General features: G+C 63.7%; 23 protein-coding genes, 2 tRNA genes and 1 pseudogene. 12 read left to right on the forward strand and 14 right to left on the reverse strand.

The window, feature by feature from the left end:
* Window positions 1-17: 17 nt before the first annotated feature.
* Window positions 18-1133, reverse strand: a complete 1116-nt coding sequence (gene tgt, locus CKO40_RS10065; RefSeq protein ID WP_200346106.1) for a tRNA guanosine(34) transglycosylase Tgt — start codon at window positions 1131-1133, stop codon at window positions 18-20.
* A 2-nt stretch (window positions 1134-1135) separates the two neighbouring features.
* Window positions 1136-1846 (reverse strand): HAD family hydrolase, encoded by a 711-nt coding sequence (locus CKO40_RS10070; protein ID WP_200346078.1) that lies wholly within the window; start codon window positions 1844-1846, stop codon window positions 1136-1138.
* Between the two features lie 193 nt (window positions 1847-2039).
* Between CKO40_RS10070 and msrA the strand changes: the two genes are divergently transcribed.
* Window positions 2040-2705 (forward strand): peptide-methionine (S)-S-oxide reductase MsrA, encoded by a 666-nt coding sequence (msrA, locus tag CKO40_RS10075; RefSeq protein WP_200346079.1) that lies wholly within the window; start codon window positions 2040-2042, stop codon window positions 2703-2705.
* Window positions 2706-3024: 319 nt separating this feature from the next.
* Here the strand turns inward: msrA and queA are convergent, their stop codons facing one another.
* Window positions 3025-4065, reverse strand: coding sequence for a tRNA preQ1(34) S-adenosylmethionine ribosyltransferase-isomerase QueA (gene queA / locus CKO40_RS10080; RefSeq protein WP_200346080.1), 1041 nt, complete (start codon window positions 4063-4065; stop codon window positions 3025-3027).
* Window positions 4066-4131: 66 nt separating this feature from the next.
* Between queA and CKO40_RS10085 the strand changes: the two genes are divergently transcribed.
* The 4 genes from CKO40_RS10085 (at window position 4132) to CKO40_RS10100 (ending at window position 6465) form a co-directional block, all read left to right on the forward strand.
* A tRNA-Leu gene (locus CKO40_RS10085) sits at window positions 4132-4218 on the forward strand.
* A 137-nt stretch (window positions 4219-4355) separates the two neighbouring features.
* Entirely contained in the window at window positions 4356-5561 is a 1206-nt protein-coding gene (locus tag CKO40_RS10090) for an exo-beta-N-acetylmuramidase NamZ family protein (protein WP_200346081.1), read from the forward strand.
* 106 nt (window positions 5562-5667) lie between these two features.
* Window positions 5668-5743, forward strand: a tRNA-Phe gene (locus tag CKO40_RS10095).
* 281 nt (window positions 5744-6024) lie between these two features.
* Window positions 6025-6465, forward strand: coding sequence for a hypothetical protein (locus CKO40_RS10100; RefSeq protein WP_200346082.1), 441 nt, complete (start codon window positions 6025-6027; stop codon window positions 6463-6465).
* On the opposite strand, the gene CKO40_RS10105 is transcribed toward CKO40_RS10100, so the two are convergent.
* The gene (locus CKO40_RS10105) at window positions 6462-6782 is read right to left on the reverse strand and encodes a (2Fe-2S) ferredoxin domain-containing protein (RefSeq protein WP_200346083.1); all 321 of its coding nucleotides are present in this window, start codon (window positions 6780-6782) and stop codon (window positions 6462-6464) included. The two genes, CKO40_RS10100 and CKO40_RS10105, sit on opposite strands and share 4 nt — an antisense overlap.
* Before the next feature lie 152 nt (window positions 6783-6934).
* On the opposite strand from CKO40_RS10105, the pseudogene CKO40_RS25140 reads away from it, so the two are divergent.
* The 3 genes and pseudogenes from CKO40_RS25140 to coq7 all read left to right on the forward strand — a co-directional run.
* Window positions 6935-7156 (forward strand): annotated as a pseudogene (locus tag CKO40_RS25140) (4Fe-4S dicluster domain-containing protein); the annotation flags it as partial.
* A 573-nt stretch (window positions 7157-7729) separates the two neighbouring features.
* Window positions 7730-8428 carry a (Fe-S)-binding protein gene (locus CKO40_RS25145; protein WP_338074161.1) on the forward strand — a complete coding sequence of 233 codons (699 nt, stop codon included), beginning with the start codon at window positions 7730-7732 and terminating at the stop codon, window positions 8426-8428.
* 27 nt (window positions 8429-8455) lie between these two features.
* On the forward strand, window positions 8456-9100 hold the full coding sequence (coq7, locus tag CKO40_RS10115; protein WP_200346085.1) for a 2-polyprenyl-3-methyl-6-methoxy-1,4-benzoquinone monooxygenase: 645 nt from the start codon (window positions 8456-8458) through the stop codon (window positions 9098-9100).
* Here coq7 and speD read toward each other — a convergent pair.
* The gene (gene speD, locus CKO40_RS10120) at window positions 9088-9927 is read right to left on the reverse strand and encodes an adenosylmethionine decarboxylase (RefSeq protein ID WP_200346086.1); all 840 of its coding nucleotides are present in this window, start codon (window positions 9925-9927) and stop codon (window positions 9088-9090) included. The two genes, coq7 and speD, sit on opposite strands and share 13 nt — an antisense overlap.
* An 87-nt stretch (window positions 9928-10014) precedes the next feature.
* A complete protein-coding gene (locus tag CKO40_RS10125) occupies window positions 10015-10437 on the reverse strand; it encodes an OsmC family protein (protein ID WP_200346087.1) in 423 nt (140 codons plus the stop codon).
* Between the two features lie 125 nt (window positions 10438-10562).
* On the opposite strand from CKO40_RS10125, the gene crp reads away from it, so the two are divergent.
* Window positions 10563-11210, forward strand: a complete 648-nt coding sequence (gene crp, locus CKO40_RS10130) for a cAMP-activated global transcriptional regulator CRP (protein WP_200346088.1) — start codon at window positions 10563-10565, stop codon at window positions 11208-11210.
* A 396-nt stretch (window positions 11211-11606) separates the two neighbouring features.
* Here crp and trpC read toward each other — a convergent pair whose 3' ends face one another.
* From trpC to CKO40_RS10145, 3 genes are read right to left on the reverse strand one after another with little or no spacing between them, the layout of a single operon-like run.
* The gene (gene trpC, locus CKO40_RS10135) at window positions 11607-12410 is read right to left on the reverse strand and encodes an indole-3-glycerol phosphate synthase TrpC (protein ID WP_200346089.1); all 804 of its coding nucleotides are present in this window, start codon (window positions 12408-12410) and stop codon (window positions 11607-11609) included.
* Window positions 12407-13426, reverse strand: coding sequence for an anthranilate phosphoribosyltransferase (gene trpD / locus CKO40_RS10140; protein ID WP_200346107.1), 1020 nt, complete (start codon window positions 13424-13426; stop codon window positions 12407-12409). The genes trpC and trpD overlap by 4 nt, the downstream gene beginning before the upstream one ends.
* A 26-nt stretch (window positions 13427-13452) precedes the next feature.
* A complete protein-coding gene (locus tag CKO40_RS10145) occupies window positions 13453-13860 on the reverse strand; it encodes a DUF4332 domain-containing protein (protein WP_200346090.1) in 408 nt (135 codons plus the stop codon).
* 170 nt (window positions 13861-14030) lie between these two features.
* Here CKO40_RS10145 and CKO40_RS10150 point away from each other — a divergent pair, with 170 nt between their 5' ends.
* Window positions 14031-14660: a tetratricopeptide repeat protein gene (locus tag CKO40_RS10150; RefSeq protein ID WP_200346091.1), complete on the forward strand. Its 630-nt coding sequence runs from the start codon at window positions 14031-14033 to the stop codon at window positions 14658-14660.
* A gap of 104 nt (window positions 14661-14764) precedes the next feature.
* On the opposite strand, the gene mnmE is transcribed toward CKO40_RS10150, so the two are convergent.
* The 5 genes from mnmE to rpmH all read right to left on the reverse strand — a co-directional run bounded on the left by mnmE (window position 14765) and on the right by rpmH (window position 18835).
* Window positions 14765-16120 carry a tRNA uridine-5-carboxymethylaminomethyl(34) synthesis GTPase MnmE gene (gene mnmE / locus CKO40_RS10155; protein ID WP_200346108.1) on the reverse strand — a complete coding sequence of 452 codons (1356 nt, stop codon included), beginning with the start codon at window positions 16118-16120 and terminating at the stop codon, window positions 14765-14767.
* 138 nt (window positions 16121-16258) lie between these two features.
* Window positions 16259-17965 (reverse strand): membrane protein insertase YidC, encoded by a 1707-nt coding sequence (gene yidC / locus CKO40_RS10160; RefSeq protein WP_200346092.1) that lies wholly within the window; start codon window positions 17963-17965, stop codon window positions 16259-16261.
* Between the two features lie 25 nt (window positions 17966-17990).
* On the reverse strand, window positions 17991-18260 hold the full coding sequence (gene yidD / locus CKO40_RS10165) for a membrane protein insertion efficiency factor YidD (protein WP_200346093.1): 270 nt from the start codon (window positions 18258-18260) through the stop codon (window positions 17991-17993).
* On the reverse strand, window positions 18257-18697 hold the full coding sequence (gene rnpA / locus CKO40_RS10170; RefSeq protein WP_242476948.1) for a ribonuclease P protein component: 441 nt from the start codon (window positions 18695-18697) through the stop codon (window positions 18257-18259). The genes yidD and rnpA overlap by 4 nt, the downstream gene beginning before the upstream one ends.
* Before the next feature lie 3 nt (window positions 18698-18700).
* Window positions 18701-18835, reverse strand: coding sequence for a 50S ribosomal protein L34 (rpmH, locus tag CKO40_RS10175; protein WP_200346094.1), 135 nt, complete (start codon window positions 18833-18835; stop codon window positions 18701-18703).
* Between the two features lie 484 nt (window positions 18836-19319).
* Between rpmH and dnaA the strand changes: the two genes are divergently transcribed.
* Window positions 19320-20669 carry a chromosomal replication initiator protein DnaA gene (gene dnaA, locus CKO40_RS10180; protein ID WP_200346095.1) on the forward strand — a complete coding sequence of 450 codons (1350 nt, stop codon included), beginning with the start codon at window positions 19320-19322 and terminating at the stop codon, window positions 20667-20669.
* A gap of 194 nt (window positions 20670-20863) precedes the next feature.
* Window positions 20864-21976, forward strand: a complete 1113-nt coding sequence (dnaN, locus tag CKO40_RS10185) for a DNA polymerase III subunit beta (protein WP_200346096.1) — start codon at window positions 20864-20866, stop codon at window positions 21974-21976.
* Window positions 21977-21979: the final 3 nt, after the last annotated feature.

A 21979-nucleotide genomic window follows, 5' to 3' on the forward strand; every position in this document is an offset into this window, starting at 1 on the left:
GGTTATCGAGCCCGGCATTATCGCACATCCTGTTCAGCCACATCCTGTTCAGCGAAGAACCGGTCGGCAAAGGCGGCGAAGCGGTCAGCGGCGATCGCCTCCCGCAGCCTCCGCATCAGGCCGAGATAGTAGGCCAGGTTGTGAATCGTGTTCAGCCGCGCGCCCAGGATCTCGTTGCACCGCGCGAGATGATGGAGGTAGGCACGGCTGTAGTGCTGGCAGGTGTAGCAGTCACAGCTTGCGTCGGCAGGGTGTTCGTCGTTTTTGTACCGCGCGTTGCGAATCCGCAAAACACCATCCTGGACGAACAGATGCCCGTTGCGGGCGTTGCGGGTCGGCATCACGCAGTCGAACAGGTCGATCCCGCGCGCGACGGCGGCGACGATATCGGCCGGCTTGCCGACACCCATCAGATAGCGGGGCTGATCGCTTGGGAGTCGGTCGGCCAGGTGATCCAGCACCTTGAGGCGTTCGGCAGCCGGCTCGCCGACCGAAAGGCCGCCCACTGCATAGCCGTCGAACCCGATCCCCTGCAGCCCGTCCAGTGATGCGGAGCGCAGTGGCGGCGACATCCCGCCTTGGACGATGCCGAACAGGGCGGCCGGGTTGTCGCCGTGGGCGCGCTTGGAGCGCTCGGCCCAGCGCAGCGACCGCTCCATCGAATCACGCACCTGCGACGCTGAAGCCGGATAGGGGGTGCAGTCATCGAAGATCATCACGATATCGGAGCCGAGCGCGCGCTGCACGGCCATGGATTCTTCGGGACCGAGGAAGATCGGGCTGCCGTCGACCGGCGAGCGGAAATGGACACCGGCTTCGGTGATCTTGCGCAGCTCGCCGAGACTGAAGACCTGAAAGCCGCCCGAATCGGTCAGGATCGGCCGCTCCCAGTGCATGAACCGGTGCAGGCCGCCGAGCTCCTGGATGATCTCGGTTCCCGGCCGCAGCATCAGATGGAAGGTATTCCCGAGCACGATCTCGGCGCCGATCGCGAGTAGCTCCTCCGGCGTCATGCCCTTGACGGTGCCATAGGTGCCAACCGGCATGAAGGCCGGCGTCTCGATGGTTCCGCGCGGCAGCTGGAGACGGCCGCGCCGGGCGCGGCCATCCCGGGCCAGAAGCTCGAAATGCAGGCTCATTCGCGGTCCACCGACAACCCAAGCCATGCCGCGAGCGCATGGAGGTCGGACGCCTCGAAACGTGGCGGCGCGAGCTCGGCCGGCCAGGGGCGCGCATCGCGATTGATCCAGACCGCCTCGATACCGAGCGCCCGCGCCGCCTCGACGTCGAGGTACGGGTCATCGCCGATGTGAAGCGACTCCGACGGCGCGGCATCGGCCCAGGCCATCGCCTGCTCGAACAGCGCCGGGGCTGGCTTGGCGGCGCCCGCTTCAGCGGCTGTCAGGCAGTGATCGAAGCGATCCCGCAGCGCTGTCTCATGGACCTCGGCGTTGCCGTTGGTGATCGAGACGAGCTTGTAGTGCCGGCGCAGCCGTTGCAAGGCCGGCATCACATCGGCATAGGGCTCGACACGGTTACGTGCCCGGCGGAAGACCTCCAAGGCGCCGTCGGCCAGCTCGGCCGGGTACTGATGGGCGATCAAGAGCTGTTGCAACGCGGTCCGCCGCAGCGCCGTGACGTCGTGCGCGATCTCGGGTCGCTGTCTCATCAACTCGCGGCGATGGCTCCGGAGGCTCTCGGCGTCGTGCGCTGCCGTGAGCCGAGGAGCCTGTGCAGCCAGCCACGCATAATGGGCCGCCTCAGCCTCGCGAATCACCGGCGCGCAGGGCCAGACGGTGTCATCGAGATCGATCGTGATCAGTCGCAGATCGGTCCAGCCCTCCATTCAGTGACCTCCGCGCAGCAGAGGGTCTGGCCAAACCGCCAGGCGCATAGACGGGCCGGATGAAGGCGGCCGCCCGCGAGGGAGCAGCGGGCTTGGCTCGCGCCAGGCTGCCCAAACCTCGATCCCTTTAACCTCGATCTCATTCCGGCGCACAACGCCAGACCGCAGCAGCATCAGCAAATGAGGGTTCCCCATGTTTCTATTTCGCAAGAAGACCGAGCTCCCAACCGCAAAGGATGCCTTGCCCGGCCGTGACCGGCCTATGCCGGTGAGCAACCGGCATTTCGTCAATGGCCACCCGATCAAGCCACCCTTTCCGGAGCCGATGCAGCAGGTCTTGTTCGGCATGGGCTGTTTCTGGGGGGCCGAACGCGCCTTCTGGCAGCAGCCCGGCGTCTACACGACGGCCGTCGGCTATGCAGGTGGACTCACGCCCAACCCGACTTACGAGGAGGTTTGCTCGGGCTACACCGGGCATAACGAGGTTGTGCTCGTCGTCTACGACCCCGCCCAGATTGCATTTGAAACGCTACTGCAGACCTTTTGGGAAGGGCATGATCCCACTCAGGGCATGCGTCAGGGCAACGATGTCGGAACCCAGTACCGTTCAGGGATCTACTGTTTCGATGCCGCGCAGCTCGAAGCCGCCCGCTCCAGCCTGAGCCGCTATCAGGAGGCGCTGTCACGGGCTGGCAACAGGGACCCGATCACGACCGAGATCCTGCGCGCACCGGCGTTCTATTACGCAGAAGACTACCACCAGCAGTACCTCGCAAAGAACCCGGGCGGCTATTGCGGCCATGGCGGCTGCGGGGTGCACTACCCGGCGGAGCCGACAGAAGCCGTAGCACGAGGCTGAAACGGGCCGCTACGACGACAGAATCACCCTGTTGCGAAAGTGCCAACCCGTTCACGGTTTCGACAAAACCCGGGTCTACACTGGAGCTCGAGTGGTAACGATGCATCCGGCGGGGTTGACAGGCGGATCAGTATTTAAGAAACTGTTGATGCACTGAAGGTTCGCAGTCCTTCGGTGCACTCCTCCATCCTCCTTTGGTGGTAATCTTTAAAGCGCGGCGCCCGCCGCGCTTTTTTTTTATCCGGATGATCCGTCCCGTCCTCCGAGCCAGCCCCCTCGAGCCAGCCCCCTCGAGCCAGCTCCGGTGGTCAGCCCCGGGTCAGCGTTGGCCCCGCCGGGTCAGGAACATCGCGTCGCCGTAGCTGAAGAAGCGGTAACGCTCACGGACCGCATGCCGGTAGGCGTTCATGATCGGCTCGTATCCGGCGAACGCGCACACCAGCATCAACAGTGTCGACTCCGGCAGGTGGAAGTTGGTGATCATCGCATCGACCACCCGGAACGAGAATCCGGGCCGGATGAACAGACGGCTCTCGCCGCGGTAGGGCTGTAATTGAGTGTCGTTGTTAACCGATGCAGCGGTCTCGAGGCTGCGTACGGTTGTGGTGCCAACGGCAACGACGCGGCCGCCGGCCGCTCGTGTTTCCTTGATCCTCTCGACCGTCGGTGCCGCCACCTCGAGCCATTCGGCATGCATCGCGTGGCGATCTAGGTCCTCTTCGCGCACCGGCTGGAAGGTCCCGGCTCCCACATGCAGGGTCACGCGGGCCGTCGCGATGCCCATTTCGGCAAGCCGATCCAGCATCGGCTGATCGAAATGGAGCCCGGCGGTCGGCGCAGCGACCGCACCGGCACGCTCGGCATAAACGGTCTGATAGCGTTCGGCATCGTCCGCATCGTCGGCCCGCCGGATATAGGGCGGCAACGGGGTGTGGCCATGACGGTGCATGAGCTCCGGGAGCGGTCCATCGAGCGCCCGGAGCCGGAAGAGGTCGCCTTCGCGAGCGATGACCGCGAGGCGCGCCCGGTCTGCGACTCGAAGCTCGGTCCCGTCGCGGGGCGCCTTGCTCGCGCGCAGATGGGCGAGTGCCTCCTGATCGTCGAGCAGGCGCTCGAGCAGCACCTCGACGCGCCCGCCGGTCTCCTTCTGCGCGAATAGCCGGGCCGGAATCACGCGCGTGTCATTGAACACGAGCAGATCGCCAGGGTGTAGCAGGGCGGGAAGATCGCGGAAGCCCAAGTCCTGAAGCCCAGCGCTGGGACCGTCCAGCGCCAAGAGCCGACTCGCGCTGCGTTCCCTCAGCGGCCGCTGGGCGATCAGCTCCTCTGGTAGCTCGAAGTAGAAGTCGGAACGGCGCATCGGATGGCAAACGCCCTTGTACGGCTGTACCCTGCGTGATCGACCCGCTATACTAGCGGATTCGATGCCGGGGTGGCGGAATTGGTAGACGCAGTGGACTCAAAATCCACCGGTGGCAACACCTTACGAGTTCGAGTCTCGTCCCCGGTACCATCTCTTCTCCTATCGGTCGCGCAACCGCAGCACATCGCTCTCGGTGCAGAGCGCCTCCCGGTTCAGATCACTCGCTCGCCAGTCCCGTCGCACTGTGGCAGCATCGCCAGTGCGATGAATTGCGCGGAGCAAGTGAATTGATACAGCTTGGGATCGACCGTCTGCTGGCCGATGGCGAATTGCGGCGACGCCTCGCGGGCCGCCGGGTCGCGTTACTAGGGCACCCGGCATCGGTGAATCGGGTCGGGCGCCATTCGCTCGATGCGCTGATGACCCTCGGCGACCTGCAGATCACGGCCGCATTCGGGCCTCAGCACGGGATGCGCGGCGACAAGCAGGACAACATGGTCGAATCGGCGGACTATGTCGATCCGATGCATCGTATCCCGGTCTTCAGCCTCTATGGCGAAGTGCGCTATCCGACCGAGGCGATGCTCGAGCGGTTCGATGTGCTACTGGTCGATCTGCAGGATATCGGCACCCGCGTCTACACCTATATCACCACGCTGACCTATCTGCTCGAGGCCTGCGCGCAGCATGGCAAGGCGGTCTGGGTGCTCGACCGTCCGAACCCCGCCGGCCGGCCGGTCGAGGGCAGCCTGCTAGAGCCGGGCTGGGAGAGCTTCGTCGGCAGTGCACCGATACCGATGCGTCACGGGTTGACGCTCGGCGAGCTCGCGTGCTGGCTGATCCGCCACAAAGGACTGGATCTCGAGCACGAGGTCATCGCGATGACCGGCTACGACCCCGAGCAAGCGCCGGGTTTCGGTTGGCCGCGCGACGAGCTCGCTTGGGTCAACCCGAGCCCGAATGCGGCGAGCCTCAATATGGCGCGCTGCTTCCCCGGCACCGTGCTGTTGGAAGGCACCACCCTGTCCGAAGGACGCGGCACCACGACCCCGCTCGAGCTGGTCGGTGCGCCCGGACTCGATATCTGCCAGCTGATGCAGGGCATGGAGTCGCTCGCCCCCGACTGGATGCAAGGGGTCATGCTGCGATGCTGCACCTTCTCGCCCTGCTTCCAGAAGCACGCGAACCAGCTGTGTCACGGACTGCAGCTGCATACCGACAGCGCCCACTATCGGCATGATCAGTTCCGACCGTTTCGGCTGATCGCGCTGTTCCTCAAGGTGCTCCGCCAGCAGCAGCCGGACTATCCACTCTGGCGTGACTTCACCTACGAGTACGAAACGGAACGTCTGGCCATCGACCTCATCACCGGCGGTACCGGCTTGCGGGATTGGGTCGAGGACAGCACCGCCGAGCCAGCCGACCTCGACGAACGACTCGCGCGCGACGAGGTGGAGTGGCTCGAACAGCGCGGCGCATGGCTCAGCTATTGAGTATCCGCGGCGCGAACCGCCCAAACGCACAGCTTGACGGAGAATCCAGAGACCGGTTTAATATACGGCTTCGTCGCGCGTTTCTCCGCGCGGCGCCCTCCCCGACGCCCAGGTAGCTCAGTTGGTAGAGCAGGGGACTGAAAATCCCCGTGTCGGCAGTTCGATTCTGTCCCTGGGCACCATTTCGATGAGCTGACATACCTCCCCGCGGGTGCTTACGGGTGCGATCGCTGCCGTGCTGATCGACGTTGCGCTCTTGTCGTGCTGCGCTTTGTGCTGCTCAGCTAAGCCGGCGCAGCGCGTCTGGTCCGGCGCTTAAAAGGCTGTGATCCTGTCAAGGAGCGATCTCGCTACGTTCACAGGCCTAATCCCGCCCCATGCCTTTACTCAAAGGTGATTGAGCGTCTCGAATAAGGCTATTGAGGATGAACTGTTCGGTGTGTGCAGCACTTGATCCTGATCGGTGATCCGCGCCAATTGCCGCCGAGAGGCGGGCGATCCGAGGTTGTTCGACCGCAAAGGCCGGGTGATCGTCGGTGAGCAAGGCTGTTCGCGTTACTTCATCCTCGTCAAGCTGGAGACCGACCAACCGAGGGTGCTCGGGGCGCAACTGGAGGCGTTACGGCAGGAGCTGCTGGCTGATCCCTACTTCAAGGGCGTCCCGTCGATGACGCCGGAGAATCGCAAGATGGCGTTCGCCTTCCATGCCAAGGAAGATGTGCCCGAGGTTCGCAGCATTCTGGAGCAGTTGGAGCAGATGCCAGAGGACTTGCTCGCCCTCTCGGACGACATCTGGCTCAGCATCGACCACAACGACAGCCAGACGCTGGAGGAAGGCGTCGCCTTCAAGAAGCAGTACAACGCCAAGGTCGCGGCCTTCCCGAGCAGAAACAGGCAGAATTAGGCAGGATCAGGCAGCTGCAAGCGTGCAACCGGTTCTCCATTGATCAGGTGGGACTGCAGGATTTCCTCGAGATCTTCGTTGTCGATGTAGGTGTACCAGGTCCCTTCCGGATAGACCACGGCGACTGGGCCTTCACTGCAGCGATCCAAACAGCCGGCGGTGTTGATCCGCACGCCGCCCTGGCCGGCAATCCCTAGCTCCTTCGTGCGCTTCTTCAAGAAGTCGCGCGATGCTTGCGCGTTACACTGTGCACAGCACTGGCTGCCATCGGCGCGCTCATTGACGCACATGAAGACGTGATGTTTGTAGTAGGACACAATCGAAGACTCCAATCAGAGGGCAAGGATCAGCTCGCCGAATCGGCACTGGCCATAGAGCGTGCGGTTGGAGGCATCGAATCGCAAATCGGCCCGGACCGGACGCCCCGCCTGGCATGCGCTCGTTGACGGGGCCGTCACCGTCGTTGCAGATGCCGGATCGAACAGAGGATAGGCCGCAGCAGGCAGAGAATCAGGCATCGGGCGATCGCGCCAAGCAGCTGCTGCAGCTCGCCGATCAGTGCGTGAAATGCGGCTATTGTCTCCCGCACTGCCCGACCTTTCGGCTCACGCAGGATGAGGGGGAATCACCGCGCGGCCGCATCGCGCTGATTCAGGGCTGGCTCGGCGGTGAGTTGTCGTTCGGGCCGAGGCTGGAGGCGCATCTCGATCAGTGTCTCGAATGCCGGGCCTGCGAGCCAGTTTGCCCCTCCCTAGTGCATTACGGCGAACTGATGGACGGGGCACGGGCAGAGCGTGAGCGGCGTCGGCCGGGCTGGCATCGGTGGCTGCGGCGGGCTCGACTCGGTCTGCTCGCAAGGCCGGGGGCGCTGCGACTGACGGCCGCCGTCGGGATCGTCTACCGCTGGCTTCATCTGCCAAGACCGCTGATCCAGTCCATCGCTGCGCGTTGGCCACTGATCGCGGTGCTCGATCCATTGGCGCGCAGCCTGCGCTGGCCGAGGCGCAGACCTCGCACGGCTCTTGATCCGAGTGAACCCCAGCTGAGTAAACCCCGGCCGCTTGAGCACCAGCATCCGGGCCGCTCAGCAGGCCGTCAACTGGACCTGTCCCAGGGCCAATCAGCGTCTGCGCAACCGATGCATGCAGGGAGATCGCGCGTAACCGACCATCCAGCGATCATTTCCCGAGTTAGCGGCGACCCGCGGCGGCAGCGTCGGGAGGCAAATGACGGCCAATCCCAAGGCACGGATCGGAGTGATGAGGTGGATCGGGCAGATCGGATGCCGGCGCTGTTTCGCGGCTGTGTCGCACGCTCGGCCCAGCAGCCGAGCGAAGACGCCGCCTTGCGGGTCTTGAGCCGGTTGGGCTACCCGCCGGCGGTCCCATCAGGCCAGACCTGCTGCGGTGCGATCCATCGCCACAATGGCCATCCGGAGGCGGCGGAACAACTACTGGCGCAGAATCGGGCGCTATTCAGTGAGCGTCCGCTCGTCGGTGTCGCCAGTGCCTGCGTGGCCGAGCTGCGCGAGCATGGACAGCTCGATGCTATCGAGATCTGCCGCTTTCTGCTCGCGATCCCCTGGCCGGAGGATGCCCGGCTGGCGCCGCTGCCGGAAGCGGTCGCGGTCCATGAGCCCTGCTCGCATCGCAATCTGCTCCGGGATCAAGGCGCCGTCTACGAACTGCTCGAGCGTATCCCGGCACTGGAGCTGACCCCGTTGCCGGGGAACGATCAGTGCTGCGGCGCGGCCGGAACCTATCTGACCGAGCACCCGGAAACGGCACTTGTATTGGCAGAACCGAAGATTGACGCGTTGAAGGCAATGCGGCCAGCCTATCTGGTCACGACCAATACCGGCTGTGCGTTGCACCTGGCCGCACGCATCCGCGATGCCGGCCTCGCTATCGAGATCCTGCATCCAGTCGAGCTGATCGAGCGACAGCTCCGGATCGAATCCTGAATACTCCTGAAGACCGAGGAAACCGAGATGAGCGAACGCGATTACACCCCGTTCGACCGGGCGTTGATGAACCTGGACCAGACCTTCCGGACCCTGTTCGGCCGCCCTGCCGTCACCGAGCGTGGGCGCCCTGGGCAGGGCCAAGAGGATGTGGACCTGACCGAGCAGGAGCGACGCCACATCGGCCGACTGATGCGGGTCAACCATACCGGAGAGGTCTGCGCACAGGCGCTCTATCAAGGCCAAGCCCTGACCGCCCGCAACCCCCAGGTGCGTGAGCGTCTCGAGCGCTCAGCGCGAGAAGAGAACGATCACCTGGCCTGGTGCGAGGAGCGGATCGACGAGCTGGGTGGGCGCAAGAGCTTCCTGAATCCACTCTGGTATGCAGGCTCTTTTGCGATGGGGAGCGCCGCTGGTCTAGCCGGCGACCAGTGGAGCCTTGGCTTCGTCGTCGAGACCGAGCGGCAGGTCGAGGACCATCTGGACAACCACATCGCCCAGGTCCCTGCCGACGATCATCGCACCCGTGCCATCCTCGAGCAGATGAAGCTCGATGAGGTCCATCACGCGGACGTCGCCAGCGCGGCCGGCGGGGTCGAGCTCCCGGAACCGGTCAAGCTCGCGATGCGCGCCGTCTCGAAGGTGATGACGGGAGGTGCCTACTGGGTCTGAGGCGGCGTCTTCCAGTTCGCGATCTCGCGCGAGATGTTGCGGCCGTAGAAGATCTCCATCATCTCGCGACGGACGAGGCGTTCGATTCGCTCGTATTCCTTGTCGGAGAGATCCGATGCGGTGACACAGAATAGATAGTCGTCGAGATCGAAGTGATTGACGACCATCTTGGTGTGGAACAGATTCTCCTGATAGACGTTGACGTCCATCATCTGGAATCGGTCCTTGGTATCCCGTGAGAGATAGTTCTGGATCGAGCTGATGTTGTGATCGATGAAGTGCTTGCGGCCGCCGACGTCGCGCGTGAAGCCGCGGACCCGGTAGTCCATGATCACGATGTCCGATTCCAGCGCGTGGATCAGATAGTTCAATGCCTTCAGCGGCGAGATCAGACCGCAGGTGGAGACATCGATATCGGCGCGGAAGGTGCTGATGCCGCTGTGCGGATTGCTCTCCGGATAGGTGTGGACGGTGATGTGGCTCTTGTCCAGATGACCGACCACTGCATCAGGGAAGGGGCCCGGCGTGGCGGAGTTGGAGAGCCCCTCGTCGCGGACCTCCTCTTCGGCGATCAGCATCGTGACCGACGCGCCCTGCGGCTCGTAATCCTCACGCGCGATGTTCAGGACGTTGGCCCCGATGATATTGGCGACATCGGTCAGGATACCGGTCAGGCGCTCGGCGTTGTAGGCTTCATCGATGTACTCGAGATAGGCGGTACGCTGCTCCGCCGTGCTCGCGTAGCAGACGTCATAGATATTGAAGCTCAACGACTTGGTGAGGTTATTAAACCCTTGAAGCTTCAAGCGCTTGTGCATCTTCGGCATGACTATCCCCCAAACGACGGGCGCGGAAGGCTACGCCGGCTGTTCGGCGCACGCAAGTGCTCAGCGCATCGGGTCGTGGGCAACTGGTTACTCATCCACCTCGCGGAGCCTGTAATCATGGGTGATCGTTGCGGTCGCACCGAGCATAATCGAGGCGGAGCAGTATTTGGTCGCACTGAGCTCGATCGCCCGTGCCACGCGCGCCTCGCTCAGGCCGCGACCCGTTACGGTGAAATGGGCATGGATCGATGTAAACACCTTCGGATCAGAGGCGCTCCGTTCAGCGGTGAGCTCCACCACACAATCGGTGACATCCTGGCGAGCCTTGCGCAGGATCAGCAGGACGTCGAACTCGGTGCATCCGCCCATGCCGATCAGCAACAGCTCCATCGGCCGCAGGCCCAGGTTGCGTCCGCCCCCATCCGGCGGACCGTCCATCACCAAAGCATGCCCGCTGCCGGCCTCGCCGATCATCGCCGCGCCTTCGACCCACTTCACCCGTGCTTTCATATCAACCTTAGCTCACCATCAGGATGTCATCGCTCATCAACAAGCGATGAGAAGCCTAGCACGGATCGAAACCGGCTAAAGTCTTGTTAGACTGATTCGACGCGTCACACCATGGTTAAGCACTCATGTTGATCAAGCCGCCTCAAGACCCGCCTTGGCTCGAGCCGTTCTTGAGCCACTGCCATACGAAGCATTACGAGAAGCACGTCGATTTCATCCGACGCGGCGAGCCCGCCGAGAGCCTCTACTACCTCGTGGAAGGCTCGGTGACCGCGTTGCTCGAGGACGACGACCGCCATGAGCTGACCCTCGCCTACATCAATAAGGGTGAGTTCATCGGTGAGATGGGGTTATTCCAGGACCAGACCACGCGCAGTGTCATCGTGCGCACGCGCGAGCCCTGTAAGGTCGCTGAGGTGAGCTACGTGCGCGTCCAGCAGCTGCTCGAGCGGGAGCTGCGCGAGCACGCGCTCGGACTGATGTTCGCGATCGGCGGTCAGCTCGCTCAGCGGCTCAGGCAGACGAGCCGACAGGTCGGCGACCTGGCCTTCCTGGATGTGACCGGACGCATTGCCGGAGCACTGTTGCAGCTCTGCAAGCAGCCGGACGCGATGACGCACCCGGACGGCATGCAGATCCGGATCACCCGTCAAGACCTCGGCCGCATGGTCGGATGCTCACGCGAGATGGCCGGCCGCGTGCTGAAGGCCCTCGAGGAGAAGGGGCACATCAGCGTCTCTGGTAAGACCATCGTCGTGTTCGGTACGCGCTGATCGGCTGCACTAAGGCGATTTCTGTCAAAGCTCATACCACCTTGCTGGTCTTTTCGCTCGCCTTCTTCGTCGCGCCGCCGGGAACATAGCCCGGCTATGTTCCCGGCGACGCTCCTCGAAGGCAAACGAACATCCTGCGCAATTCGGTACGAGCTTTTCCGGCAATCGCCTACGCGCTTGTCCGTCCATAACGTGAACAGGACCTGCCGGCCGATCAGGTCGCGTTGCCCGCGAGCGAGAGATGCCTGTTCAGTTGATTCGCGAAGCCCCTAAGAAGCACTCACAGAATGCCCTCCATGGCCTACCAAATCCGCAACTTGTGCGGGCTAGCCGGGCATTTTGATAGGGCCTCTTAGGGCGCTTCTGGATCACAAACCGGCAAGCCGGCCCTTGCGGTCACTCGTCGGAGAAGAGCATCGCAAGGCGGGCGCCCGGGTCCTCGGCGCGCATCAGCGATTCCCCGATCAGGAAGGCATGGACACCATGGCCGCGCATCAGTGCGACGTCCTGAGCAGAATGGATGCCGCTTTCGGTGATCAGCAGCCGATCCTCCGGAATCCGGTCGACCAAGCCCAGCGTGGTCTGCAGATCGACCTCGAAGGTCCGCAGGTCGCGATTATTGATGCCGATCAATTTACCCGGTAGCGAGAGGGCGCGATCGAGCTCGGTCGCATCGTGGACCTCGGTCAGCACATCGAGACCGAGGGTCCCGGCGAGCGTCGTGAGCTCGGCAAGGGCAGCCTCATCGAGACAGGCGGCGATCAGCAGGACGCAGTCGGCGCCGATTGCCCGGGCCTCGACGACCTGATAGGGATCGACGATGAAGTCCTTGCGGATCACCGGCAGCGGGCAGGCCGCACGGGCCTCGGCCAGATCGGTATCGGCGCCTTGGAAGAAATCCTGGTCGGTCAATACCGAGAGGCAGGTGGCGCCGGCACCGGCGTAGGCCCGAGCGATCTCGGCTGGCTGAAGATCAGGGCGCAGCAGACCCTTGCTTGGGCTCGCGCGTTTGATCTCGGCAATCACCGCGGCCTGCCCGCTCGCAATACGCTCTGCAAGCCGGTCGGCAAAGCCTCGCACCGGATCGGACGAGGCCAGTCCAGCCTCGAGCGCCGCCCGCGATACCCGTTCTTGGCGCTCGCGGACCTCTTCTCGCTTGCGCGCAACGATGCGTCTCAGGATGTCCGGGGTATCGCTCATAGGGTCTTGGCCAACGCAATCAGCCTGTCGAAGCGCTTGCGCGCGTCGCCGGTCGTGATCATACGATCCGCGACGCGCACCGCTTCAGGCAGCGAATCGGCAAGGTCGGCAGCATAGATCGCGGCGCCGGCGTTGAGCACCACGATATCGCGGGCCGGTGAGGGATGGTCCGCAAGCACACTCTCCAGCAAGCGGAGACTCTGGTCGGGTCCATCGACGCGGATCGAATCCAGCGGCGAGCGAGCGAGGCCGAAGTCCTCAGGGCCGATACTGTAGCGGGTGATCACGCCCTGCTTGAGCTCGGCGACCTCGGTGCGCTCGGCGATGCTGATCTCGTCGAGCCCGTCATGGGCGTGCACGACGAGCACATGCTCCGAACCGAGCCGTTGCAGGGTCTCGGCAAGGGGCTCCAGCAGATGCTCCGAGAACACACCGAGAACCTGACGGGTGACGCCGGCGGGATTGGTCAGCGGACCAAGCACATTGAAGAGCGTACGGACGCCGAGCTCGCGTCGTGGCGCGATCGCATGCTTCATCGCGCCGTGGTGCGCCGGGGCAAACATGAAGCCGACGCCGATCTCGCGCACACACCGGGCGACCTGCTCGGGACCGAGGTCCAGACGCAACCCAGCCGCCTCGAGCACATCGGCAGCGCCGGACTTCGACGAGACCGAGCGGTTGCCATGCTTGGCGACATGACAGCCCGCTGCGGCGGCGACGAAGATGCTGGTCGTCGACACATTGAAGGTCCCGGAGGCGTCCCCGCCGGTCCCGACGATATCGACGGTATGGGGCAGGGTGCCAAGGTCGACGCCGGTCGCGAGTGAACGCATCACCTGAGCGGCAGCGGCGATCTCTGTGACCGTCTCGCCCTTGAGCCGCAGGGCGATCAGAAAACCGGCGACCTGCGCATCGCTGGCCTGACCGGTCATGATCGCGTCCATCGCAGCGGTCATCGTCGCATCGTCCAGGTCGCTGCCGTCGACGAGCTGTGCGATCACCTGCTTGATGGGCACCCCCGGTGCTAGCGTTTGTGCAGCCATCAGTAGGTCAGCAGCTTTGGCAGCTCTTTTGCCTGCGCAATCCAGTCGCTGACCTGCTCGGCCGTCGGTGGTCGCTGCGACAGCTGCATCGCATCATTGGTCGCGACCAATTTCGCATGCAGATTCTCCGCATTGCGGGTGGCCAGCTCCTTGACCGTATCGACCCCGGCATTCTCCAGCAGGTCCGAATAGACGCCCGAGACGCCTTTGATTCGGGCCAGATCGGCGCGATTCGCGAGCTCAAGGATCGTAGCCGTGTCGCAGCCAGACTGGCTCGCCATGCGCTTGCGCTGTTCCGGTGTGGCCGCCGCCTCAACCAAGGCATCGCTGTCCTTGATCCCCTCGGCGGTGAGGGTCGCGATCAGGTCATCACTCGCTCCGCGCAGCGTATTCAGCGGCGTTGGCATGGTTCCAGGTCTCCTCAGGTAAGCATGGTTGGCCTAAGAGGTAAGGATAAACGATTCGACGCGAGCGAGTACCGCGGTCAAGCAGGGGCTTCAGGCGTTTTGCTTGACAGCCGCGGGGAAGGTTCGCAGCATCAGGCGCTGTCGATGCCGACGGCTTTGCTGGATCGAAGATGTTACCCAGATTATCTGCACTGCAATGGACGCTCTTCATAGCGTTCCTCGCCTTCTACGGTTTCGCGGTCTTTGCGCTGACCCGAGATTACTACCTGCGCCATCCGCTGACCCCGGCAGCCGGTGCCGATGCGCCTCATCAGCTGCCTGCAGGGCAACAGGCGGATGCGCGGGCGCTTGGAGCGCGGATGCGTCAGGCACTCGATGGGGCGCCTGATGGGAGCGAGATTGGGAGCGAGATCGATCTCGGCTCGACCGATAGCGCTGCCCTGGCTGCGGCGGCGGACCGCCTGTTCGTCGCCCGGCGATTCGATGAGGCGATCCCGGTCTATCAGCGCGTGCTCGAGCTCGAGCCCGACGATGCCGACACCCGCAACGACCTGGGTCTCGCGCTGCACTACACCGGTCGCTCAGAAGAGGCGATCGCGATGTTGCGCAAGGGTGCCAAAGAAGCACCCGCGTTCCAGCGGATCTGGCTGAGCCTTGGATTCGTCGCGCTGCAAGCCGGGGACATTGCCCAAGCACGTGATGCGCTCGAGCGGGCTGAAGCCATTGCTCCAAGCACCGAGGTGGGACGTGAGGCCGCACGGCTGCTCGGCGTGCTGAACGAGGCCGAGGCGCCGTCCTGATCGACGGTGACGCGTTCGAATCCCGGCCGCGGGCTCGCGCGCGCTGCCCGCCCGGACGGCAAACCCCAGGGGATTCCCGGTAGAGCTTCGATCAGCGGGCGAGGCTATTTGCCGATGCAGAACTCGCTGAAGATCCGGCCGAGCAGCTCGTCCGAGGCCACCTCGCCGGTGATCTCCCCGAGAGACGCCTGCGCTTGACGCAGTTCCTCTGCGATCAATTCCGGCGCCGCTGCGATGCGCGAGGCGTCCCTTGCGGCCTTGAGCTGTTCGAGCGCGCGCTGCAGTGCGTCCACATGACGGCGCCGGGCTGAGAACTCCCCGGAATCCGGTCCCTGATAGCCGGCAACGGCCTTGAGGTACTGGCGGAAAGCATCCATGCCGGCACCGGTCAGCACGGAGCAAGCGACCTCCGTGACCCCGTCCGCGCGCTCGCGTACTCCAGCGGCGCGGCCGCTGCGGTCGATCTTGTTCCGAAGCAGGGTGATCGGAGCACCGGTCGGCAGGGCCTCGGCGATGTCCCGTGGGATCGAGGGTTCCGCCTCGGGAGACTGGGTATCGTCGGTCAGCAGGATGACGTGGTCGGCCTGAGCGATCTCGGCGCGGGCACGCCGAACCCCCTCCTGTTCGATCGGATCGGTGGCAGCGCGCAGGCCGGCTGTATCGACTAGGCGGATCGGTAGACCGTCGAGCTGGATCTCGGCCCGCAGCAGATCACGGGTGGTACCGGGGATCTCGGTCACGATCGCGGCGTCGCTGCCGACCAGGGCATTGAGCAGGCTCGATTTGCCGGCATTCGGTGGTCCCGCGATCACGACCATCAGGCCGTCCCGGATCAATTCACCCTGATGGGTGCGGCTGAGCAGGCCTTCCGCGGCCGCGATGAGCTCATCGAAGGCTGCCGGCTCGACCGGGCGCGCGTCCAGTTCCTCGTCGGGAAAGTCTAGGCCGGCCTCGATCAGGACGCGCAGGTGCGTCAACCCCTCGACCAATGCTCGGACATGGCGCGAGAAGATGCCCTGGAGGCTGCGGCTTGCGAGCCGGGCCTGAGTCGCGGTCGCAGCCTGGATCAGGTCGGCGATCGCCTCGGCCTGCGCGAGATCGAGCTTGCCGTTCAGGAATGCCCGTTCCGTGAATTCGCCGGGCCGGGCCGAACGGGCTCCGGCGCCTAGCACCCGTGCGAGCACGAGGTCGAGCAGCCGGGGTCCGCCATGGCCCTGCAGCTCCAACAGGTCCTCACCGGTGAAGGAGGCCGGCGACGGAAACCAAAGCGCAACCCCTTGGTCGAGCACGTCGCCGGTCTCGCCGCGAAAGGATCGCAGACTCGCCTGGCGTGGCGGCGGGAGATCGCCAAGCATCGCCTTGGCAATCTGCCGCGTCCCAGGCCCTGAGATGCGGATGATGCCGATCGCACCGGCTCCCGGCGGGGTCGCGATCGCCGCGATGGTCTCTTGGCCGTCCATCAATGACGGGCATCCAACGCCATGGGCCGGCACGGCCCTCGACGGCAAGCCGATCGGGTTGTTGTGATCAGCCACGCGGGAGTCAGCATCCAGGGTGTGGCATCACCCCATCCGCGTCGGACGCAGATGGTCGTCGCGTCAGCGGGCCTTCTTCGTGCTTCCACCACCCTGTGCCGCTGCCTTCTCGACCTTACGCGTGATGTACCACTGCTGGGTGATCGAGAGCAGATTGTTGACCGTCCAGTAGAGCACGAGACCCGCAGGGAAGAAGGCGAAGAACACCGTGAACACGAACGGCAGGGCCATGAAGATCTTGGCCTGCATCGGGTCCGGCGGCGGCGGGTTCAGCTTCTGCTGCACGAACATCGAGACACCCATGATCAGCGGCAGCACATAGAACGGATCGGGCTCAGTGAGGTTATCGAGCCAGAGGATAAAGGGCGCGTGACGCAGCTCCACGCTTTCCAACAGCACCCAGTAGAGCGCGATGAAGACCGGGATCTGGACCAGGATGGGCAGACAGCCACCGAGCGGATTGATCTTTTCCTTCTTATAGAGCTCCATGAAGGCCTGGTTCAGCTTCTCCTTGTCGTCGCCATAACGGTCCTTCAGGGCCTGGATGCGCGGTGTCATCTTGCGCATATTGGCCATGGACTTATAGCTAGTCTCGGAGAGCTTGTAGAACGCCGCCTTGATCAGGATCGTCAGGATAATGATGGCCCAGCCCCAGTTGCCGACGACCGAGTGAATCAGGCTCAGCAGCCAGAAGATCGGCTCGGCCAGGATCGTGAGCCAACCGTAGTCGACCGCCAGCTCGAGGCCGGGGGCGATCTCAGCCAACCGATCTTGGAGCTTCGGGCCGGCAAAGAGGCGGCTCTCGAAGCGGTGGCTCGCACCGGCCGGGATGGCGACGGCCGGCGAATAGGTCCCGATGATGTAACGGCTGTCGCCGCCGACGACCTTCGTATAGAAGGTCTCTTCGACGCCGGCGGGAGGGATCCACGCGGCCATGAAGTAGTGCTGGATCATCGCGACCCAGCCGTCCGCGACGGTCACATCGAGCGGGCGCTTCGACATCTCATCGAAGGACTCCTTCTTGTACTTGACCTCCGGCCCGTAGTAGACGCCGCCCGTGTAGGTATGGATGAAGCTGGACTTGCCCGGGTCGTAGAGCTCGGTTCGCTGCAGCTGCTGATAGTCACGCGCGGAGATCGGCGTTTCGCTTCCGTTGATGAGTTCTTGACTGGCATGGACCAGGTACCGGCCCCGCTCGAAACGATAGCGCTTGATGACCTCGAGGCCGGCCTCGTTCTGCCAGGTCAGCTCGACCGTTAAGGCGTCCTCGTCATCGCCGAGGCGGTAGCGGTCTCGGGCGGCTGAGAAGATTGCATCGTGAGTCGGCAGATCGCTATTCGGACCACCGAGCAGCCCGGACTGAACGATGAACATATTCGGCGGCGCCGGCTTCAGTAGCTGAAGGGGCGTCGTTGGATCATCGGCATCCTGGCGATAGTTGAGCAGTTCCAGGCTCTGGATCGTGCCGCCGCGCGGTGAGATCTCGGCACGGAGCACGTCCGTCTCGACCACAATCGAGCCTGCGGCAGAAACCGCCGAGGTCGGCGATTGATCGGGAGCGGCCGCGTCAAGCGTCGGCGCAGCCACCGCCGGAGCGTCCGGCGTGTCCGCAGATCGGTCCGATGACCCTGGGGAGGCCGGCGGGGACGACTCAGCACCGGTGGGCGAGTCGATGACCGGAGGTGTCCCGTAATCCTCGACCCATGCCTGGTAGATCAGGAACAGGACGAAGGCGAGCGCGAGGATCAGGATCAGGCGCATGTTTTCCATGACGGCAGACGACTTGCGCTAAGGGTTAATCGGAAGACTGTGACCGGGAATCGCAGCCGCAAGGAGCGGCCGAGGTTGCCGGCGGCACGGGATCCACTCCGCCGGGATGCCATGGATGACAACGCAGCAGCCGCTTGAGCCCAAGCCAGGAGCCGCGCAGCACGCCATGCTGTTCCACCGCCTCGATCGCATATTGAGAACAGCTTGGATAGAAGCGGCAATGCTGACCGAGCAGCGGGCTGAGAAACAGCTGGTAGGCCCGCAACAGCAGCCGGACCAGACGTCGTGCAGTCATCGGCAGATGCGTTTCCAGTGTGCGTCCAATGAGGCGCGCAGCGACGGGTTGTCGGCGCTCGTGGCGGCGCGGCGGCACAATACCACGACATCGACCCCAGGCAAGCGGTCGCGCACGTGCCGGAAGCTCTCCCGAATCACCCGCTTGATCCGGTTACGGGCAACCGACCGCGCGGCACAGCGTTTCGAGATCGCGAGGCCCAGTCTTGGGCGCCTCGTCGAACCGATGCGGTTTCGATCCCGATTCGAGGGAGCCTGAGGGCGAGCGAGGACGGTGAAGTAGCGGTCCGCAGATCGGGTGGGCGATTCAAAGACGCGGTTGAATTCGGAGGAATGCAGCAGACGCGCAGAGCGCGGCAGCGCGAAACGCGACGCGGACGGCGAGCCCAGCGCGTGATCATCGTGACGGTCTGGTCGCTGCCGCGAGTGGTTCGGCAACGCTTAGGACGTCAGCCGGGCGCGCCCTTTGGCGCGACGCGCCTGTAAGACCTTACGGCCGTTACGGGTCGCACTGCGTGCACGGAAGCCGTGGGCTCGGGCGCGCTTCAGTCGGCTGGGCTTGAAAGTCTGTTTCACGAGCATGTCTCCACGAGTGTGACCCGGTAGCCGGATCGAACGGTCGTTAGTCGGATTCGGGTGCCCGTCGGAGCGGTGCTGAGACGGTGCAAAGGGCGGGTTGCGACCGAGACTGGTTGCGCGCCTAGAAAGGGCAGCGAACAGGGTCTTGCGCGACTCGGCGGGCGCTCGTCATCGGCAGTAGACAACAGGCCGGGCGAACCCAGGAAGCAAGACCGCGCATCTTACATAGGTAGGGATAACGGGGTCAATGCATCGGGTCAATCTTCAGCAATGAGCCGCTGTTCCACGGCTGTGGATAAGTGGTCGTTGTCGGTCTAGACTGGAAGGTTTCGGCGCGCGTGAACCCTCTACGTCATACCCAGCCCGGAGCCCTCGACGCGCAAGCGCCACTCGCTTGCGCCATTGGCTTGGGTCGGGCAGGCCTGCCCCGTACCGCCCGCGCATCAGACCCACCGACACGACCAACCGAGGTGATCGGCCAATGCCGAAGCTCTGGAACCAGTGCACCAGTCTACTGAAGCAAGACCTCAGCGACTCCGAGTTCAACACCTGGATCATGCCGCTGCAGGCCAGCGAAGAGGGTAGCCGTTTGCGGCTGTTCGCCCCGAACCGTTTCGTCAAGGACTGGGTGAAGCAACACTATGAGCAGCGGATTGCGTCCCTGTGCATCGGCGTCAGCGAGGGGCGGATCGAGCATGTGAGCTTCGAGATCGGGACCTCGCGACGCGCCGAGCAAGGCAGCGGCGATGGGACAACGGCAGATCGAGCGGGCTCAGCCGGGGCGCAGGGCGACCTCGAGCAACGCCGGTCGGAATCGGGCCTGAACCGAAGCTTCAATTTCGAGACCTTCGTCGAGGGCAAGTCCAACCAGATCGCGCGCGCCGCGTCGATTCAGATCGGCCAGAACCCCGGTACAGCGTACAACCCGCTGTTCGTCTACGGCGGCGTGGGGCTCGGTAAGACACATCTGATGCACGCGATCGGGAACTCGATCCTGGATGCGAATCAGGAGGCACGGGTCATCTATGTCCATTCGGAACGCTTCGTCTCCGACATGATCCGGGCGCTGCAGCACAACGAGATCGATCGGTTCAAGAAGCGCTACCGCCGGGTCAATGTGCTTCTGATCGATGATGTGCAATTCTTCGCCGGCAAGGACCGCTCCCAAGAGGAGTTCTTCCACACCTTCAACGCCCTGTTCGAGGCCCAGCAACAGATCGTCCTCTCGAGCGACCGTTTCCCGAAGGAGGTGAGCGGTCTCGAAGAGCGGCTGCGGTCAAGATTCGGCTGGGGCTTGACGGTCGCGATCGAGCCGCCGGATCTGGAGACCCGGGTGGCGATCCTGCACAGCAAGGCGACGCTGCTCGGCACCGAGCTACCGGATGAGGTCGCGTTCTTCGTCGCCAAGCGGGTGCGCTCGAACATTCGCGAGCTCGAAGGCGCTTTACGGAGGCTCGCGGCGAACTCACGATTTCTCGGTGTCCCGATCAGTGTCGACTTCGCGAAGGATGCACTGCGCGACATGCTCGTCGCCCAGGACAAGCAGGTCTCGATCGAGAACATCCAGAAGGCCGTCGCTGCGCACTACAAGATTCGCGTCAACGATCTGCTCTCGGCGAGTCGTTCACGGTCCATTGCACGCCCGCGGCAGGTGGCGATGAGTCTGGCGAAGGAGCTGACGAAGCACAGCCTGCCCGAGATCGGTAAGGCGTTCGGTGGGCGCGACCATAGCACCGTGATCCATGCCGCCCGCAAGATCGCTGAGCTGCGAGCCAGCGATACGCTGATCGAAGAGGACTATAAGATCCTGTTAAGGACGCTGCAGAGCTAGCTGTGGACAACCGGTGGATGGATTCGCAGCGGAAAGCTATCCACAGGTCATCGACATCAAACCGGCCCGCTCCGCCCCCGGTTCGTTAGGCCCGTAAACGGTAAAAAATCATTGGGTTAAGGCATGAGGGCGGCTTATCCACGGACCTTATCACTACGACTATTCTTAATGTTCAAGATGAGAGTAATAGGCTGATGAAGATTTTGGTCGAACGTAGCGTGCTGCTGCCGGCACTGGCGGTGGTCGGAGGCGTCGTGGAACGGCGGCAAACATTACCGATTTTGGGGAATCTGCTGCTGGTGGCTGAAGAGGACGGCGTTCGACTACGAGGAAGCGATCTGGAGATCGAGATCAGCACGCGCGCAGCGGCGGATGTGCAAGAGGGCGGTGCGGTGACCTTACCAGCGCGCAAGCTGATCGATATCGTCCGGAGCCTGCCCGAGGACGGCCGGATCGAGATCAAGTCACAGGACGACCGGGCCAGTCTGGTCTGCAACCGCAGTCGCTTCACATTGAGCACGCTCGCGGCCGGTGATTTTCCTTCGATGGAGGTACCGGAAGCACAGGTGAGGTTGGACCTCGATCGGGAGCTGTTGCGGCGGTTGCTCGACAAGACCGCCTTCGCGATGGCGCATCAGGATGTGCGGTACTACCTCAATGGTGTGCTGCTCGAGCTGGGGGGTGGGCGGATCGTGGCCGTCGCGACCGATGGGCATCGGTTGGCGAAGGTGGTCGGTGCTGCGGAGGAGCTCTCGACAACGGGGGAGTCCGATCCGTATCAGGTGATCATCCCGTCGAAGACGGTCACCGAACTGCGGAGGTTGCTTGGGTCAGCATCGGAGAGGGTGCGGCTCGAACTGTCCGACCGCACGCTGCGCGTGGAGCTGGGCGAAACGGTAATGGTCTCCAAGTTGGTAGAAGGCCAATATCCGGAATATAGCCGTGTCATCCCGACCGGTCTGGAACGTGAAGCGAAGGTCGACAAAGAGCGTTTACGGGGGGCGTTGCAGCGCACGGCGATCTTGTCGAACGAGAAGTACAAGGGTGTGCGGGTGACCTTCGATGAGGGACGACTCGCGCTGCAGACGCAGAACCCTGAAAAGGAAGAGGCCGAAGACGAGCTCGAGCTGGACTACTCGGGGGAACGGGTCTCGGTTGGTTTCAACGTGGCCTATGTGCTCGACGTGCTCGGTGCGGTGGATGGATCGGAGGTAGCGATCGAATTCCGGAATGCGGAGAGCAGTGCGGTGTGGCGCGGCGTTGGCGCCGAGGATGAGGTCTTCGTGATCATGCCAATGCGTCTATAGCGG

The sequence above is a fragment of the Halochromatium glycolicum genome (assembly GCF_016584085.1).
Classification (GTDB): Bacteria; Pseudomonadota; Gammaproteobacteria; order Chromatiales; family Chromatiaceae; genus Lamprobacter; species Lamprobacter glycolicus.

What these genes read in the sequence shown, in the direction of transcription:
- CKO40_RS10070 (WP_200346078.1), bottom strand. Translation starts at nt 1,846, where the DNA reads ATGGAGGGCTGGACCGATCTGCGACTGATCACGATCGATCTCGATGAC.
- msrA (WP_200346079.1), top strand. Translation starts at nt 2,040, where the DNA reads ATGTTTCTATTTCGCAAGAAGACCGAGCTCCCAACCGCAAAGGATGCC.
- queA (WP_200346080.1), bottom strand. Translation starts at nt 4,065, where the DNA reads ATGCGCCGTTCCGACTTCTACTTCGAGCTACCAGAGGAGCTGATCGCC.
- coq7 (WP_200346085.1), top strand. Translation starts at nt 8,456, where the DNA reads ATGAGCGAACGCGATTACACCCCGTTCGACCGGGCGTTGATGAACCTG.
- speD (WP_200346086.1), bottom strand. Translation starts at nt 9,927, where the DNA reads ATGCCGAAGATGCACAAGCGCTTGAAGCTTCAAGGGTTTAATAACCTC.
- CKO40_RS10125 (WP_200346087.1), bottom strand. Translation starts at nt 10,437, where the DNA reads ATGAAAGCACGGGTGAAGTGGGTCGAAGGCGCGGCGATGATCGGCGAG.
- crp (WP_200346088.1), top strand. Translation starts at nt 10,563, where the DNA reads ATGTTGATCAAGCCGCCTCAAGACCCGCCTTGGCTCGAGCCGTTCTTG.
- trpC (WP_200346089.1), bottom strand. Translation starts at nt 12,410, where the DNA reads ATGAGCGATACCCCGGACATCCTGAGACGCATCGTTGCGCGCAAGCGA.
- CKO40_RS10145 (WP_200346090.1), bottom strand. Translation starts at nt 13,860, where the DNA reads ATGCCAACGCCGCTGAATACGCTGCGCGGAGCGAGTGATGACCTGATC.
- CKO40_RS10150 (WP_200346091.1), top strand. Translation starts at nt 14,031, where the DNA reads ATGTTACCCAGATTATCTGCACTGCAATGGACGCTCTTCATAGCGTTC.
- mnmE (WP_200346108.1), bottom strand. Translation starts at nt 16,120, where the DNA reads ATGGACGGCCAAGAGACCATCGCGGCGATCGCGACCCCGCCGGGAGCC.
- yidC (WP_200346092.1), bottom strand. Translation starts at nt 17,965, where the DNA reads ATGGAAAACATGCGCCTGATCCTGATCCTCGCGCTCGCCTTCGTCCTG.
- yidD (WP_200346093.1), bottom strand. Translation starts at nt 18,260, where the DNA reads ATGACTGCACGACGTCTGGTCCGGCTGCTGTTGCGGGCCTACCAGCTG.
- dnaA (WP_200346095.1), top strand. Translation starts at nt 19,320, where the DNA reads ATGCCGAAGCTCTGGAACCAGTGCACCAGTCTACTGAAGCAAGACCTC.
- dnaN (WP_200346096.1), top strand. Translation starts at nt 20,864, where the DNA reads ATGAAGATTTTGGTCGAACGTAGCGTGCTGCTGCCGGCACTGGCGGTG.